Origin of the sequence: Pseudomonas sp. CAM1A (genome assembly GCF_047501685.1) — a bacterium.
Lineage (GTDB): Bacteria > Pseudomonadota > Gammaproteobacteria > Pseudomonadales > Pseudomonadaceae > Aquipseudomonas.
The window spans coordinates 684,733-699,150 of the sequence record NZ_JBFNXP010000003.1; the positions used below are offsets into that span (position 1 = coordinate 684,733).

At 64.3% G+C, this 14,418-nt stretch carries 12 protein-coding genes and 1 pseudogene; 7 read left to right on the forward strand and 6 right to left on the reverse strand.

Features of this window, described 5'->3' with window-relative positions:
• Positions 1–320: 320 nt before the first annotated feature.
• The 3 genes and pseudogenes from ABZO33_RS11620 to ABZO33_RS11630 all read right to left on the reverse strand — a co-directional run bounded on the left by ABZO33_RS11620 (position 321) and on the right by ABZO33_RS11630 (position 3,856).
• Positions 321–1,076 carry a methyl-accepting chemotaxis protein gene (locus ABZO33_RS11620; protein WP_371926761.1) on the reverse strand — a complete coding sequence of 252 codons (756 nt, stop codon included), beginning with the start codon at positions 1,074–1,076 and terminating at the stop codon, positions 321–323.
• A 102-nt stretch (positions 1,077–1,178) separates the two neighbouring features.
• Positions 1,179–2,447, reverse strand: a pseudogene (locus ABZO33_RS11625) (HAMP domain-containing protein); the annotation flags it as partial.
• 56 nt (positions 2,448–2,503) lie between these two features.
• Positions 2,504–3,856 carry an APC family permease gene (locus tag ABZO33_RS11630; RefSeq protein ID WP_414536131.1) on the reverse strand — a complete coding sequence of 451 codons (1,353 nt, stop codon included), beginning with the start codon at positions 3,854–3,856 and terminating at the stop codon, positions 2,504–2,506.
• A gap of 425 nt (positions 3,857–4,281) precedes the next feature.
• Between ABZO33_RS11630 and ABZO33_RS11635 the strand changes: the two genes are divergently transcribed.
• Positions 4,282–5,793: a YdgA family protein gene (locus ABZO33_RS11635; RefSeq protein ID WP_414536132.1), complete on the forward strand. Its 1,512-nt coding sequence runs from the start codon at positions 4,282–4,284 to the stop codon at positions 5,791–5,793.
• 244 nt (positions 5,794–6,037) lie between these two features.
• Positions 6,038–7,096, forward strand: a complete 1,059-nt coding sequence (gene nadA / locus ABZO33_RS11640; protein ID WP_414536133.1) for a quinolinate synthase NadA — start codon at positions 6,038–6,040, stop codon at positions 7,094–7,096.
• 97 nt (positions 7,097–7,193) lie between these two features.
• Here nadA and ABZO33_RS11645 read toward each other — a convergent pair whose 3' ends face one another.
• Positions 7,194–8,630: a M48 family metalloprotease gene (locus ABZO33_RS11645; protein ID WP_414536134.1), complete on the reverse strand. Its 1,437-nt coding sequence runs from the start codon at positions 8,628–8,630 to the stop codon at positions 7,194–7,196.
• Positions 8,631–8,736: 106 nt separating this feature from the next.
• Here ABZO33_RS11645 and ABZO33_RS11650 point away from each other — a divergent pair, with 106 nt between their 5' ends.
• Together ABZO33_RS11650 and ABZO33_RS11655 are read left to right on the forward strand one after the other, a co-directional pair.
• Positions 8,737–8,976, forward strand: coding sequence for a sulfurtransferase TusA family protein (locus tag ABZO33_RS11650; RefSeq protein WP_023630920.1), 240 nt, complete (start codon positions 8,737–8,739; stop codon positions 8,974–8,976).
• A gap of 163 nt (positions 8,977–9,139) precedes the next feature.
• Positions 9,140–10,210, forward strand: a complete 1,071-nt coding sequence (locus ABZO33_RS11655) for an AI-2E family transporter (RefSeq protein ID WP_414536135.1) — start codon at positions 9,140–9,142, stop codon at positions 10,208–10,210.
• Positions 10,211–10,311: 101 nt separating this feature from the next.
• Here the strand turns inward: ABZO33_RS11655 and ABZO33_RS11660 are convergent, their stop codons facing one another.
• Both ABZO33_RS11660 and ABZO33_RS11665 read right to left on the reverse strand, forming a co-directional pair.
• The gene (locus ABZO33_RS11660) at positions 10,312–10,785 is read right to left on the reverse strand and encodes a peroxiredoxin (protein WP_414536136.1); all 474 of its coding nucleotides are present in this window, start codon (positions 10,783–10,785) and stop codon (positions 10,312–10,314) included.
• A gap of 10 nt (positions 10,786–10,795) precedes the next feature.
• Entirely contained in the window at positions 10,796–11,356 is a 561-nt protein-coding gene (locus tag ABZO33_RS11665) for a glycine cleavage system protein R (protein ID WP_038705592.1), read from the reverse strand.
• 260 nt (positions 11,357–11,616) lie between these two features.
• Between ABZO33_RS11665 and dapA the strand changes: the two genes are divergently transcribed.
• From dapA to ABZO33_RS11680, 3 genes are read left to right on the forward strand one after another with little or no spacing between them, the layout of a single operon-like run.
• A complete protein-coding gene (gene dapA, locus ABZO33_RS11670) occupies positions 11,617–12,504 on the forward strand; it encodes a 4-hydroxy-tetrahydrodipicolinate synthase (RefSeq protein WP_414536137.1) in 888 nt (295 codons plus the stop codon).
• Between the two features lie 17 nt (positions 12,505–12,521).
• Positions 12,522–13,637: an outer membrane protein assembly factor BamC gene (bamC, locus tag ABZO33_RS11675; RefSeq protein ID WP_414536138.1), complete on the forward strand. Its 1,116-nt coding sequence runs from the start codon at positions 12,522–12,524 to the stop codon at positions 13,635–13,637.
• A complete protein-coding gene (locus tag ABZO33_RS11680) occupies positions 13,638–14,396 on the forward strand; it encodes an MBL fold metallo-hydrolase (RefSeq protein ID WP_414536139.1) in 759 nt (252 codons plus the stop codon).
• The last annotated feature ends 22 nt before the right edge of the window (positions 14,397–14,418 follow it).

Consider the following 14,418-nt stretch of genomic DNA (forward strand, 5'->3'; position numbering starts at 1 on the left):
GATCATGCGCAAAAGTTGATAATTGCAAGCATTCATCCGAATTGCCCATGTTTGCTGAGATGCTTCGACGTCATTGTGAAGTTGGAAATGGTCGTTTTGTAGTGGTCATGAAATGTACGAAACAATATGGCGGAAATTTATTCATCATTGAACAGCAAAAAACCGATACCTGGGTTGGCCAGATATCGGTTTTAGGTGTGTCGTTCCCTTCAAGCGGAGGGATTGCTGTGAGGGGCTGCCTTGTCGTGAGGCTGTCAGCCTTCGTCAGGGCGAAACGTGCTGCTGGCAGTCCGCTGTCGCTGTTTCATCCGGGGGCGGATTCAAACCCGGAACTGCGCCATCAGTGCCTGCTGCTGGTTGGCCAGCCGGTTGAGTGCCTGGCTGATGTGCGCCGACTCGTCGGCCTGCCCCGACAGCGATTCGGTAACGTCGCGGATACCCGCCACGTTGCGGTTCACCTCTTCGGCCACGGCGCTCTGTTCCTCGGCGGCCGAGGCGATCTGCAGATTCATGTCGGTGATCACCGTCACCGCCTCGCCGATACGTTGCAGCGCCGGCAAGGTCTGTTCCATCTGCGCGGCACTGTCCTGGGCCTGGCGCTGGCCGGCCTGCATCGCCTCGACCACGTCCTGGGTGCCTTGCTGCAAGCCTTCGATTACCTGGCGGATTTCCTCGACCGACACCTGGGTGCGCTGCGCCAGGTTGCGTACTTCGTCGGCGACCACCGCAAAGCCCCGCCCGGCTTCGCCGGCGCGGGCCGCTTCGATGGCGGCGTTGAGGGCCAGCAGGTTGGTCTGCTCGGCGATGGCGCGGATCACTTCGAGTACCGAGCCGATCTGTTCGCCACGGCTTTCCAGGGCGCGGGCTTCATCCATGGCCGCATCCATGCCGCCGGCAAGCTGGGCGATCGCTTCCCGGGTGGCACCCACCCGCGCCAGGCCATCGCGGGTTGCCTGGTCGGCACCGCGTGCGGCCTGGGCGGCCTGGGCGGCGTTGTGGGCAACGTCATGGGCCGTGGCGCTCATCTCATTTGCCGCGGTGGCGACCTGTTCGATTTCGCGGTGCTGCTGCTGCATGCCGTCGCTGGTCTGGCGGGCAATCAGCGCCGACTGGTCGGCAGTGCCGCGGGCTTCCTGCAGTGAGCCCTTGAGCTGCGCGATCACCGGCTGCAGCTTGTCGAGGAAACGGTTGAACCAGCCCGTCAACTGGCCCAGTTCGTCGTCACGGGCGTAGTCCAGACGCCGGGTCAGGTCGCCTTCACCGCTGGCGATGTCCTTCAGGCGCGCGGCCACGGCCAGGATCGGCCGGGTCACGCCGCGGGCGGTCAGCCACACCAGCAGCAGCCCCAGCACAGCGGCGCCCAGGCCTATCAGCAGGCTGACGAGGTTGGCCTGCTGGTTCTGGCTGTCCAGGCGCTGGTTGAGGGTAACGGCGGGCGCTTGCAGTACCTGCTCGGGCAGTTCAAGCAGCACCTGCCAGGGTGCCGCGCCGGGAATCGGCGCAAAGGGTCGGGAAATACGCATGGTGCCTTGGTCCAGGCGCTCGACGGCCTGGCCGGCACGCAGTGGCGCGGCCAGGGCCGCCGCGCTGGCGCCGAAGGCCTGCTGCACGGTCTTGCTCAGCTGGCCAACATCCTGGCTGTGGCCGGCGAGCAGGCCCGCAGGGCTGACGATGCTGACCTGGCCCTGGCCGTCGAACAGTTCCTGGCGGCCGGCCAGGCTCAGTTGCTGCAGGTTGTCCAGGCCGATGTCCAGGCCGACCACGCCCACCACCTTGCCGTTCTCCAGCAGCGGCAGGGCGATGCTGGTCATCAGCACCTGGTGGCCGTTGACTTCATCGAAGTACGGGTCGAGCACGCAGGCCTTGGCGGTTTCCAGTGGGCAGGTCAGCCAGCGGTTGTAGGGCGAGCCGTTGGCGCCGATGCTGGTGTCGGCAAGCATCAACTCGGGCATGGCCTCCACTTCGAGGTCGCCAGTGCCGGGCTGCGACCAGTACAGCGAGAAACGCCCGCTGTCGTTGCTGCCGTTGTCGGCCTGGCCGGCGAAACGGGCGTCCTGCTGGTCCAGGGCGTTGGGCTGGAACACCAGGTACAGGCCGATCAGGTCGGCATTGCCGGCCAGTGCGGTGCGGGCCTCGCGGCTGAGTTCACTGCGCAGGTCGGCGCCGCCACGGGCCTTGAGCGCCTGCACCAGGCGGGCGAAACCGTTGCCGTATTGGTAGGCGTCCATGAAGTAGCGCTGGATGCGCAAGGCCTGGGTTTCGCCGTGGGCCTGCAGGCGCAGGCGGGCGCTGTGGTCGAGCAGTTCGGTGTTGGCCTGGAACACCTGCTCGGCGCTGCGCCGGGCTTGGGTGAGCGAGGTGGCCACCAGCAGGGCGACGATGGCCAGCAGGCACAGGCCGGCGAGCAGGGTGATCTTCCACTGGATGGAGAGACTTTGCTGCGACATGGGCTTTTCCTTCTCGGGCAAACACAACGCCCGCGGTCAGGCGGGCGTCGATGGGATCATTCGGCGATGTAGTTCGGTGGCGCAACCCTGAAGGCCTTGGTCAGCCAGGCCAGGTAGAGCACGCCAAGCAGGGCCCAGATACCGCCGAACAGCAAGGAGTGTTCGTTCAGGTCCAGCCACAGCGAGACGATGATGCAGAAGCCTATCGTCGGCGCCACCAGATACTTGAGGTTGTTCGTCAGGCCCTTGTTCTGTCTCTCACGGATATAGCAGTGGTTGATCACCGAAAGGTTGACGAAGCTGAACGCCACCAGCGCGCCGAAGTTGATGATCGAGGTGGCGGTGACCAGGTCGAAGAAGATCGCCGACAGCGAGATCAGGCCGACCACGGCGATGTTCAGCACCGGGGTCTTGTAGCGTGGGTGCAGGCGGGCAAACACCCCGGCCGGGATCACGTTGTCGCGGCCCATCACGTACAAAAGACGCGACACACTGGTCTGCGAGGCCAGGCCCGAGGCGATGGTGTTGATCACCGTGCAGGCGATGAACACCGACTGGAACAGTTTGCCGCCGACGTACAGGGCGATTTCCGGCAGGGCTGCTTCCTGGTCGTGGAAGCGTGCCATGGTCGGGAAGTAGGCCTGGATGAAGTAGGACACGCCGATGAACACCACGCCGCCGATCAACGCGGTGAGGAAGATCGCCCGGGGGATGGTCTTGCCCGGGTCGCGGGTCTCTTCCGACAGGCAGGTCACTGCATCGAAGCCCAGGAACGAGAAGCACAGGATGGTCGCACCGGCAGCCAGGGCGGCGAACTGGGTCTGGTCGTCGGCGAATGGTACCAGGCTCCAGGCCGTGCCCAGGCCTTCGCCATGGCCCAGGCCGCGCCAGCAGAGGTAGATGAACACCGAGATGATCGCCACCTGCACAGCGACGAACAGCAGGTTGAAGTGCGCCACCAGGTTGATGCTGCGCATGTTGATCAGGCTGATCAAGGTGACGAAACCGGCCACCCACACCCAGGCAGGTACTTCGGGAAACATGGCTGAGAGGTAGAGCTTGGCCAGCAGCGCATTGACCATGGGCAGCAGCAGGTAGTCCAGCAGCGACGACCAGCCGACCAGGAAACCCACGTGCGGGTTGATGGCGCGCTGGGTGTAGGTGTACGCCGAGCCCGACTGCGGGAAGCGTCGCACCAAGGTGCCATAGCTTACGGCGGTGAACAGGATGCCGGCCAGGGCCAGGAGGTAGGCGCTGGGCACGTGCCCGGCAGTGATCCCGGAGACGATGCCGAAGGTGTCGAACACGGTCATCGGGGTGAGGTAGGCCAGGCCGATGATCACAACGTGCCAGAGGCGCAGGGACTTGCGGAACTGGGCATCGCCGGGGGCGCTGTGGTCAGGCTGCATGCGGGCGCTGCTCCTGTGTCGAAACAACGGGCACGGCGGATGACGGGCACGACAAGGTCGGGCGGATGGGCTCCATGTTGTTCACCTTTTATGTTGGAGCTGCAGGGTGCGCGAAATAAACAACGATGGTCGTTTGAGTGTCAAGTTAAACATGACAGGTAGTCAGTTGGATGGAAGGCGAATCGGTTTTTTTGGCCGTTATGCTCTGTTATTGGCCGATTGAGCGGATCGTAAGTCGATTTTGATGTTCGTAAAAATTGACATGAATTTTGGCAAAAGCGCGCTTTCCTTGGGGCGCCTATGCACGAAATACATCAAGCGTTACCGCGCCAGGCGAGTGCCGATGGTATTCTTGCCACCCTGCGTGCCCTCGTTTCCGTGGTCCGCCCAATCGCCCTCCCTATGGACAGCAATCGGTTCTATTCATGAAGAAATCAGTAGGCATCCTTTCCGGTCTGGCCGTCGCCATCGCCGTCGCAACCACCGCTGGCGCCTGGTACACCGGCAAGCAACTGCCCACCGAGCTGGAACGCTCCGTTGCCCGCGGCAACGAAGAGCTGAAGAAAGCCCTGGTCGGCAACGGCGGCAGCATGACCATCGAGCTGGTCTCGCTGGACCAGCACTTCTTCACCAGCACCGCGCACTACCGCCTGAAGGCCGAGAACGTGCCGCTTGGCGAGGCCGAGGCGCTGAACTTCCAGGTTGGCGTGACTGACCAGATCGAGCACGGCCCGTTCCCCTGGTCGCGGGTCAAGGCGTTCAAGCTGATGCCGGTCATGGCCACCAGCAACAGCGCTTTGGACAAGGATGACTTCACCGCGGGCTGGTTCACCGCCGCCGGCGACAAAGCACCGGTCACCGCCCAGGTCAGCCTCGGCTACAACGGCAGCGTCGACAGCGACATCCGCCTGGCGCCGGTGACGCTCAAGGAAGACGGCGGCAACGTCCTGGACTTCTCCGGCCTGCAGCTGCAACTGCGCGGTGACCGCGACGGCAAGGCAGTGGAGATCCACGGCAATGCCGAGCACCTGGAGTTGAACTTCGTCGATGAGCAACAAGCGCCGGTGAAGATCCTGCTCAACGGCTTCAAGGCCGGCGGCAAGCTCCACGAAACTGCCCACGACATGGTCTATGTCGGCAACTTCGACCTGGCCCTGGCCGACACTCAGGTGACCTTCGGGCCGAAGCAGGAAGTGCTGGTGCTCAAGGGCCTGCAGCAGAACAACCTGTACAACGCCGAGGGCGAGGCCAAGGACAAGCTGGCCGGGCGCCTGGAATACAAGGTCGCCGACATCAGCTACGCCGGGCGCAAGGCCGGTAGCGCGGAAATGGTCCTGACCATGAAGTCCATCGACATTGCGGCCATGCAGGCGCTGATGGAGTGGTACCAGACCCAGCTGCCGCAGATGCAGCAGGCGGCGGCTGAGGGCGAGGCGCCGTCGCTGGAAATGACCCCCGAGGAGCAGGCCAAGGTCCAGGGCGACCTGCAGAAGCTGCTGGTGGCCAAGCCACAGGTGGCGGTGGAGAAGCTGGCGTTCAAGACCGCCAATGGCGAGAGCCACTTCAACCTGGCGATGGACTTCGCCAGCCCCAGCTCGTTCGACCTGCCGCCTGACCAGCTGGGCAAGCAGCTGCTGACCCAGCTGAAGGCCAAGCTCAGTGTCTCCAAACCGATGGTCGGTGACCTGGCCACGTTGCAGGCGCTGCTCGACGGCGAGACCGACGCCCAGGCCATTGCCCAGCAGTCCAGCCAGGCCGGCGAGATGCTCGGCATGATGGCGCTGCAGAGCGGCATGGCTACGGTAGAGGGCACCGATGTGGTGTCGAGCCTGCAGTACGCCGATGGCATGGTCGACTTCAACGGCAAGAAGATGACCGTCGAAGAGTTCGCCATGCTGATCAGCGGCCACCTGGCGGCGCTGCAGCCGCAGGGCTGACCCCTCGGGCAGGCCCGCTCTCATCATCGTGGGAGCGGAGATGCGGCGACCCGACTTGCCCCGCGACGGAGGGCTGCAAAAACCCCTTTTGCATCCTTCCGATTGCCTGTAGCCTTCGCGTCCGATAATAATCCGCGCCCGCAGAGGGGCCGAGACGCTGGCCGTCCGGCACCGCTAGCCGATCTGCCAGGGCCGGGTGATACACTCGACTGACGCGCGCAAGCGCCCTGCAGGTCCAGCGATCATGACCCAGATTTCCGAACGCCTGTTGGTCCAGGCGCACCTCGATGCCAAGCAGCCCAACCCGCTGACGCCCGCGCAGGAGGCCGATTACCGTGCGGCCATCGCTGCCGAGCTGAAGAAGCAGAACGCCGTGCTGGTGGCTCACTACTATTGCGATCCGGTGATCCAGGCCCTGGCCGAGGAAACCGGCGGCTGTGTGTCCGACTCGCTGGAAATGGCGCGCTTCGGCAAGAATCACCCAGCTGATACCGTGGTGGTGGCGGGGGTGCGTTTCATGGGCGAGACGGCGAAGATCCTCACTCCGGAAAAGCGCGTGCTGATGCCGACCCTGGAAGCGACCTGTTCCCTCGACCTGGGTTGCCCGGTCAAGGAGTTCTCGGACTTCTGCGACCAGCATCCCGAGCGTACCGTGGTGGTCTACGCCAACACTTCCGCAGCGGTGAAGGCCCGAGCCGACTGGGTGGTGACCTCCAGCTGCGCGCTGGAGATCGTCGAAAGCCTGATGGACAACGGCGAGACCATCATCTGGGGCCCGGACCAGCATCTGGGCCGCTACATCCAGAAGCAGACCGGTGCCGACATGCTGCTGTGGGATGGTGCCTGCATCGTTCATGAAGAGTTCAAGTCGCGCCAGCTGGCCGACATGAAGGCGCTCTACCCGGACGCCGCGATCCTGGTGCACCCGGAGTCGCCGGAAGCGGTGATCGAGCTGGCCGACGCGGTAGGTTCCACCAGCCAGCTAATCAAGGCGGCGCAGACCCTGCCGAACAAGACCTTCATCGTTGCCACCGACCGCGGCATCTTCTACAAGATGCAGCAGCTGTGCCCGGACAAGGAATTCGTCGAGGCGCCGACTGCAGGCAATGGCGCGGCCTGCCGCAGCTGCGCGCACTGCCCGTGGATGGCCATGAACACCCTGGAGCGGGTGCTGGACTGTCTGCGCAATGGCAGCAACGAGATTTTCGTCGAGCCGGCGCTGATCCCCAAGGCGATCAAGCCTTTGAACCGCATGCTCGACTTCACCCAGGCGGCGCGGTTGAAGTTGTCGGGCAACGCCTGAGCGACGCCTGAAGCAATCGCGGGGCAAGCCCGCTCCCACGCCAGGTATCACCGTGGCGTGAGAGCGGGCTTGCCCCGCGATGTTTTCAGGCTGTGTATCAGCGCCCCATCATGTCCTTGACCATGCGCTGCTGCTCCATGATCTCGCGCTGGCGCTGGTCGATCTGCGAGGCCAGCGGGAAGTTGCTGCCCGAGCGGCGCTTGGCGTAGTCGAGCTGCTGGATCGCCTGGTCGAAGTCGCCGACCAGGGTGAAGTATTCGGCGCGGGCGCGGTGCAGGCCGATGGTGTTGCCTGACAGCCCGCGCACCTCGGCCACGTCGTACCACACGTCCGGATCGTCCGGGCGGTTCTTGACCAGGTCATCCAGCACCTTTTCCGCCTCGGCCGGCTTGTTCTGCTTGACCAGCAGGTCGGCGCGCACCTGTTTCAACGGGTAGTTGGCCGGGTACAGCGCCTGCATGCGCTGGGCGCGCTGCTGGGCGTCGGCCAGGCGGTTGTTGGTGATGTCCAGGTCGATCTGCGCGAGGTTGTAAGTGATATCGTTGGGCGCCTTGGCCAGCAGTGGCTTGAGGTTCTCCCGCGCTTCGTTGAGCTGGCCACCCTTGATCTGCGCCAGGGCCAGGCCGTAGCGGGCGGCGTCCATCTGTGGATTCTCGTCGAGCTGGGCGCGGAAACGCTTTGCGGCCAGGCCAGGGGTGCCTTCGTACGTGAGGGCGACACGGGCGCGGATCAGCTGGTAACGCAGGCTGTCTTCCACGCCGCCCTTGGGCGCCTGTTCGGCGCGGTTGCGGGTGTCGGCGATACGCGATTCGGTAACCGGGTGGGTCAGCAGGAATTCCGGCGGCTTGGCATCGTAGCGGTACTGGCGGGCCAGGCGCTCGAACATGCTGGGCATGTTGCGCGGATCGTAACCGGCCTTTTCCAGGTTGAGGATGCCGAAACGGTCGGCTTCCTGTTCGTTCTGCCGGGAAAAGCGCCGCTGCTCCTGGATTGCCGCAGCCTGGGTGCCGGCGATCACGCCAATGCCGGCATCACCGCCGCCGCCCGCCGCCAGCACGATACCGGCCAGCAAAGCCGCCATCATCGGCAGCTGCATGCGTTGCTGGGCCTCGACGCCGCGGGCGAAGTGGCGTTGCGACAAGTGCGCCAGTTCGTGGGCCAGCACCGAGGCGTACTCGCCTTCGGTCTGTGCATTGAGGAACAGGCCACCGTTGACCCCGACGATGCCACCGGGCGCGGCAAAGGCGTTGAGCTCCTTGCTGTCGATGAGGATGAACTCCAGGCGCCGGTCCTGCAGTTGGCTGGTCTCGGCCAGCTTGTACACGCTGGTCTCGACGAAGTCCTTGAGCTGCGGGTCGTTGAGCTGGTTCACCTGGCCGCGCAACAGGCTCAGCCAGGCGCGGCCGAGCTGGTGTTCCTGTTGTGGCGAGACGATCGCGGAGCTGGCGTCGCCCAGTGACGGCAGGTCATCGGCGTGGCCGGGCAGGGCCAGCAGGCAGGCCAGCGTCAACAGGGTGGGGCGCAGTAGATTCATGCAGAAGCTCGCGTCGGTCAAAAGCCTTACTGTAGCCGGGTCGCGCGATGCCGACCAGTGGCGGTATCCTAGCCGCCTTCCCCATGCGGTCCTGGAGCGCTGCCCGATGAGTGACACCCCGACTTGTGACGCCGAGCTCGATGCCAGCGGTCTCAACTGTCCATTGCCGCTGCTCAAGGCGAAGATGGAGCTCAATCGCCTGGCCAGCGGCGCGGTGCTCAAGGTACTCGCCACCGACGCCGGTTCCCAGCGCGATTTCCGCACGTTCGCCCAATTGGCCGGTCATACGCTGCTGCATGAAACGGCCGAGGCCGGGGTCTACACCTACTGGCTGCGCAAGGCCTGATTCCCTTCATTAGGCTCTATACGAAACGCCTTGATACTTGTTCATGCTGCGTTGAAAACAGCCTCGGAATGCTCATGTACTCTAGTACACTCCGTTTCCTCGGCTGTTTTCGCCTTGCCTGACCTGCGTCTCAAGACGTTTCGTACAGAACCTAGGATCGTCAATGTTCAAAGTGCTTCGCGACTGGATGCAGCGCTACTTCTCCGACGAGGAGGCAGTGGTGCTGGCGGTCCTGCTGTTCCTGGCCTTCACCGTGGTGCTGACCCTGGGCGGCATGCTCGCGCCGGTGCTGGCGGGCATGGTCCTGGCGTTTCTCATGCAAGGGCTGGTCAATGCCCTGGAGCGCCTGAGGGTGCCGACGCGGCTGGCCGTCTGGCTGGTGTTCGCCCTGTTCATGGGCGCGCTGGCGGTATTCATGCTGGTGCTGGTGCCGCTGCTCTGGCATCAGCTGATCACCTTGTTCAACGAGCTGCCCGGCATGCTCGGCAAATGGCAGTCGCTGTTGCTGCTGTTGCCCGAACGTTACCCGCACCTGGTGTCGGATGAGCAGGTGCTGCGCGCCATCGAGTCGGTCCGCGGTGAAATCGGCAAGTTTGGCCAGTGGGCGTTGACCTTCTCGCTGTCGAGCCTGCCGTTGTTGGTCAATGCCATGATCTACCTGGTGCTGGTGCCGATCCTGGTGTTCTTCTTCCTCAAGGATCGCGAGCTGATCGGGCGCTGGGTCAGTGGCTACCTGCCGCGTGAGCGCACGTTGCTCAACCGGGTGGGCGACGAGATGAACCGGCAGATCGCCAACTATATCCGCGGCAAGGGCATCGAGATCCTGATCTGCGGGATTGCCACCTATATTGCCTTCATCACCCTGGGGCTGAACTATGCCGCCTTGCTGGCGCTGCTGGTGGGGCTGTCGGTGGTGGTGCCGTATGTCGGCGCGGTGGTGGTGACGGTGCCGGTAACCCTGATCGCGCTGTTCCAGTGGGGCTGGGGCGACCAGTTCATCTACTTGATGGCAGTGTACGCGATCATCCAGGCGCTCGATGGCAACGTGCTGGTGCCGCTGCTGTTCTCCGAGGCGGTGAGCCTGCACCCGGTAGCGATCATCTGCGCGGTGCTGCTGTTCGGCGGGCTGTGGGGGTTCTGGGGTATCTTCTTCGCGATCCCGCTGGCGACGCTGTTCAAGGCGGTGTTGGATGCGTGGCCGCGGCAGGACAGGTCTGTGGCGCCGATGCTGTAGCTTTTTGCTCCTGAGGCGGGCTGGCGTGGGAGCGGGCTTGCCCCGCGATTGAGTTCAATCGCGGGGCAAGCCCGCTCCACGTCGGTGGTCCGGCGTCAGGCTCAAGCCTTGTTCAAGGCCTCGGCCGCAGCCAGTACCGCATCCACATGGCCGGGCACCTTCACCCCGCGCCATTCCTGGCGCAGCACACCGTCCTTGGCGATCAGGAAGGTGCTGCGGTCCACGCCCATGTATTCCTTGCCGTACAGCTTCTTCAGCTTGATCACGTCGAACAGCTGGCACAGCGCCTCGTCCTTGTCGCTGATCAGCTCGAAGGGGAAGGCCTGCTTGGCCTTGAAGTTCTCATGCGACTTGATGCCGTCGCGCGATACGCCGAACACCACGGTGTTGGCGGCCTGGAATGCCGCGTGCTGGTCGCGGAAACCCTGGCCTTCGGTGGTGCAGCCCGGCGTGCTGTCCTTGGGGTAGAAGTACAGCACCACTTGCTGGCCTTTCAGCTCAGCCAGGCTGACGGTCTGGCCGCTGGTGGCCTGCACCTGGAAATCGGCGACGGGTTGGTCGATTGCTACGGCCATGGGAGCTTCCTTAGACAGGGTTCTGTGGGCGCCACGGTTCGATCAGCGCATCCAGGTTGAGGGCGTCGGCGAAGTCGAGGAACTGGTCGCGCAGCCAGCTGATCTGGGTGCCGGCCGGCAGGATCACGGTGAACTGGGCGTTGAGCATGCTGCTGCCGGTCTGCGGGGCGAGGTAGGTGTCGCAGGTCATCGCTTCCAGTTCGACGCGGTGGTCGAGGAAGAACTGGCACAGTTCGTTGATGATGTCCGGGCGATAGGCGGCACTGACGTAGGCCACGTAAGGCAGGGCCTGCGGGCGCACCTCCTGGTCGGCGCTGCGGACCACGTCCAGCGTCAGGCCGTGCTTCTTGCCCAGGCCCGGCAGGGTGGCTTCGAGACGGGCCAGGGCATCCCAGCTGCCGCCGACCTGCAGCACCAGGGCGCTGGTTTCGCCGTGGCGCGACAGGCGCGAGGTGACCACCGCGCAGCGGTTGTCGAAGGCCGCGCGGCTGAGGACGTTGGCCAGCTCCATGGGGTTGGGGCCCAGGGCGCTGATGACGAGGAATTGTTCGCGAACGGTGGGGGTGGACATGCAGCATTCCTAAAGCGATGAGCGGTCGGTACAGGACGGGGGCAAGCCTCCTTTTCCAGCAGGGCCCCGGCCGGTTTGGGCGGCTGTGGACGCAGGCGAGGCGCACTGTCGACGGCCCGGCGGGCCGCGCTGTATCGATCAAAGGATCAAGGGTAGCGAAAAGCGGCGCGAAGGGGAATGCTCCGCCCGCCTGCTTCGCTTGTGCAAGGCCGATGGCGCCAGTACCATTACCGCTCTCTTTTTCCGGCAGGAGCAATTACATGATTGCGGGCAGTATGGTGGCGTTGGTCACACCCATGGATGCACAAGGGCGTCTGGACTGGGTAAGCCTCGACAAACTTGTAGACTTCCACCTGGAAAATGGCACTCACGCGATCGTAGCTGTCGGCACCACCGGTGAATCCGCCACGCTGGATGTCGAAGAGCACATCCTGGTCATCAAGCACGTGGTCGAGCGTGTCAAACGCAGCAACCACCGCGTGCCGGTGATTGCCGGTACCGGTGCCAACTCCACTGCCGAAGCCGTGCACCTGACCCAGAACGCCAAGAATGCCGGCGCCGACGCCTGCCTGCTCGTCGTGCCTTACTACAACAAGCCGACCCAGGAAGGCCTGTACCAGCACTTCAAGCACATCGCCGAAGCCGTCGACATTCCGCAGATCCTGTACAACGTGCCCGGCCGCACCTCCTGCGACATGCAGGCCGAGACCGTGATCCGCCTGTCGAAGGTCAAGAACATCATCGGCATCAAGGAAGCCACCGGCGACCTGGTTCGTGCCAAGCAGATCCTGGACGGCGTCGACAAGGACTTCATCGTCCTGTCCGGCGACGATCCGACCGCCGTCGAGCTGATCCTGATGGGCGGTAAAGGCAACATCTCGGTCACCGCCAACGTCGCCCCGCGCGAAATGGCCGACCTGTGCGAGGCCGCCCTTGAGGGCAATGCCGAGAAGGCCCGCGCAATCAACGAAAAACTCATGCCGCTGCACAAGGACCTGTTCTGCGAAGCCAACCCGATCCCGGTGAAATGGGCGCTGGTTGAAATGGGCCTGATGCAACAAGGTATCCGCCTGCCGCTGACCTGGCTGAGCGAAGGCTGTCACGAAAAAGTCCGTACTGCCTTGCGCCAGTCCGGCGTACTGGTTTAAACGAGGAAGTACACCGCATGAAGCGACTGGCTGGTCTTTCCGCTCTCGCCCTGATCATTTCCAGCACCAGCGGGTGCGGCTGGCTGTGGGGCGAGGATGGCTATTTCCGCGACCGTGGCAGCGACTACCTGCAGGCGCAGCCGACCGCGCCAATGCAGCTGCCGCCGGACGCCAGCAACGTCAAGCGCCTGGATCCGCTGCTGCCGATCCCGCGCAACGTGGCCGACGATCGCGCCACTGGCGAGTTCGAGGTACCCCGTCCACAGCCGCTGTCGGCCACTGCCGACATCAGCGATTTCAGCCTGCAGCGCAGCGGCAACAGCCGTTGGGTGCTGGCCCAGCGCTCGCCCGCCGAAGTCTGGCCGGTGACCCGCCAGTTCTTCGAGGACAACGGTTTCCGCATCGCTGAAGAGCGCCCGCAGACCGGCGAATTCAACACCACCTGGCAGCGCTTCGACGAACTGTCGGCCTCCCTCGGCCAGCGCCTGGCCAGCACCTCCAGCAGCCCGGACAGCGAAGTCCGCGTGCGGGTACGCATGGAGCCCGGCGTGCAGCGCAACACCTCCGAGGTGTATGTGGTCAGCGTCGAGCGTCCAGCCGGCAGCACTGCCGAGCCTGAATTCCCGTCCGCCTCCAGCAACACCGGTACCGACGCCCTGTTGGTCGACGAAATGCTCGCCAGCATGAACCGCAGCGCCGAGAAGGGTGGTTCGGTCTCGCTGCTGGCCGCACGCGACTTCGATGCCCCGAGCCAGGTCAGCCTGAGCGAGGACGGCAGCGGCAACCCGGTGCTGTTCCTGGGTTCCGATCTGGACCGTGCCTGGTCCGGCGTCGGCCGCGCCCTCGAGCAGGGCGAGTGGCGAGTCGAGGACATCAACCGCAGCCTGGGCCTGTACTACATCAACCTGTCCGAGAAACCCGACGACAAGCAGAAGGAGCCTGGCTTCTTCAGCCGCCTGTTCGGCAGCGAGCCGAGCAAGGAAGAGCGTGAAGCCCGTGCCGAACGCTACCAGGTGCGCCTGAGCAAGGTCGGCGACAACGTCCAGGTCACCGTCGAGAAAAACATCAACACCGTGGCCCCGGCCGATGTCGCCCGCCGCGTGCTGAGCGCGATCCAGGACCACCTGGGCTAAGTGCGCTTCGCGGTTCTGGGAAGCGGTAGCCAGGGAAACGGCACGCTCATCGCCAGTGGTGACACGGTCATCTTGGTTGATTGCGGCTTTTCCCTGCGCGAGACCGAGCGGCGCCTGGCGCTGCTCGGGGTGTCGGCCACGCAGCTGAGCGCGGTGCTGGTGACCCACGAACATGCCGACCACGTGCATGGCGTGGGCTTGCTGTCGCGGCGCTACAATGTACCGGTCTACCTCAGCCAGGGCACCTTGCGCGGCATGCGCAAACCGGTGGAGGTGGCCGGTTTTCTCGGTTGTGGCGATGTGTTGCAGATCGGCGATCTGCAGGTCAGCGCGGCACGGGTCGAGCATGATGCCTACGAGCCGTTGCAGTACGTGATCAGCGACGGTCGCCGCCGCTTCGGCATGCTTACCGACCTGGGCAGTTACGACGCGCAGTTGTTGGAGCGCTATCAGGGGCTCGACGCCCTGCTGATCGAAGCCAACCACTGCCGCGACCTGTTGGCCCGTGGGCATTACCCGCGCTTTCTCAAGCTGCGGGTCGGCGGGAGCCAGGGACATTTGAACAACCACCAGGCCGCAAGCCTGGTGGCCGAGTTGGGCTGGCAAAACCTGCAGCACCTGGTGCTGGCCCACCTCAGCAGCAAGAACAACCTGCCACATCTGGCCCGCCAGTGCTTCGTCGACGCCCTCGGGTGCGACCCGGACTGGCTACAGGTGGCGAATCAGGATCAAGGGCTCGACTGGCGCCAAATCGCCTAGCCCACCTACTCAAGCAAGCGGA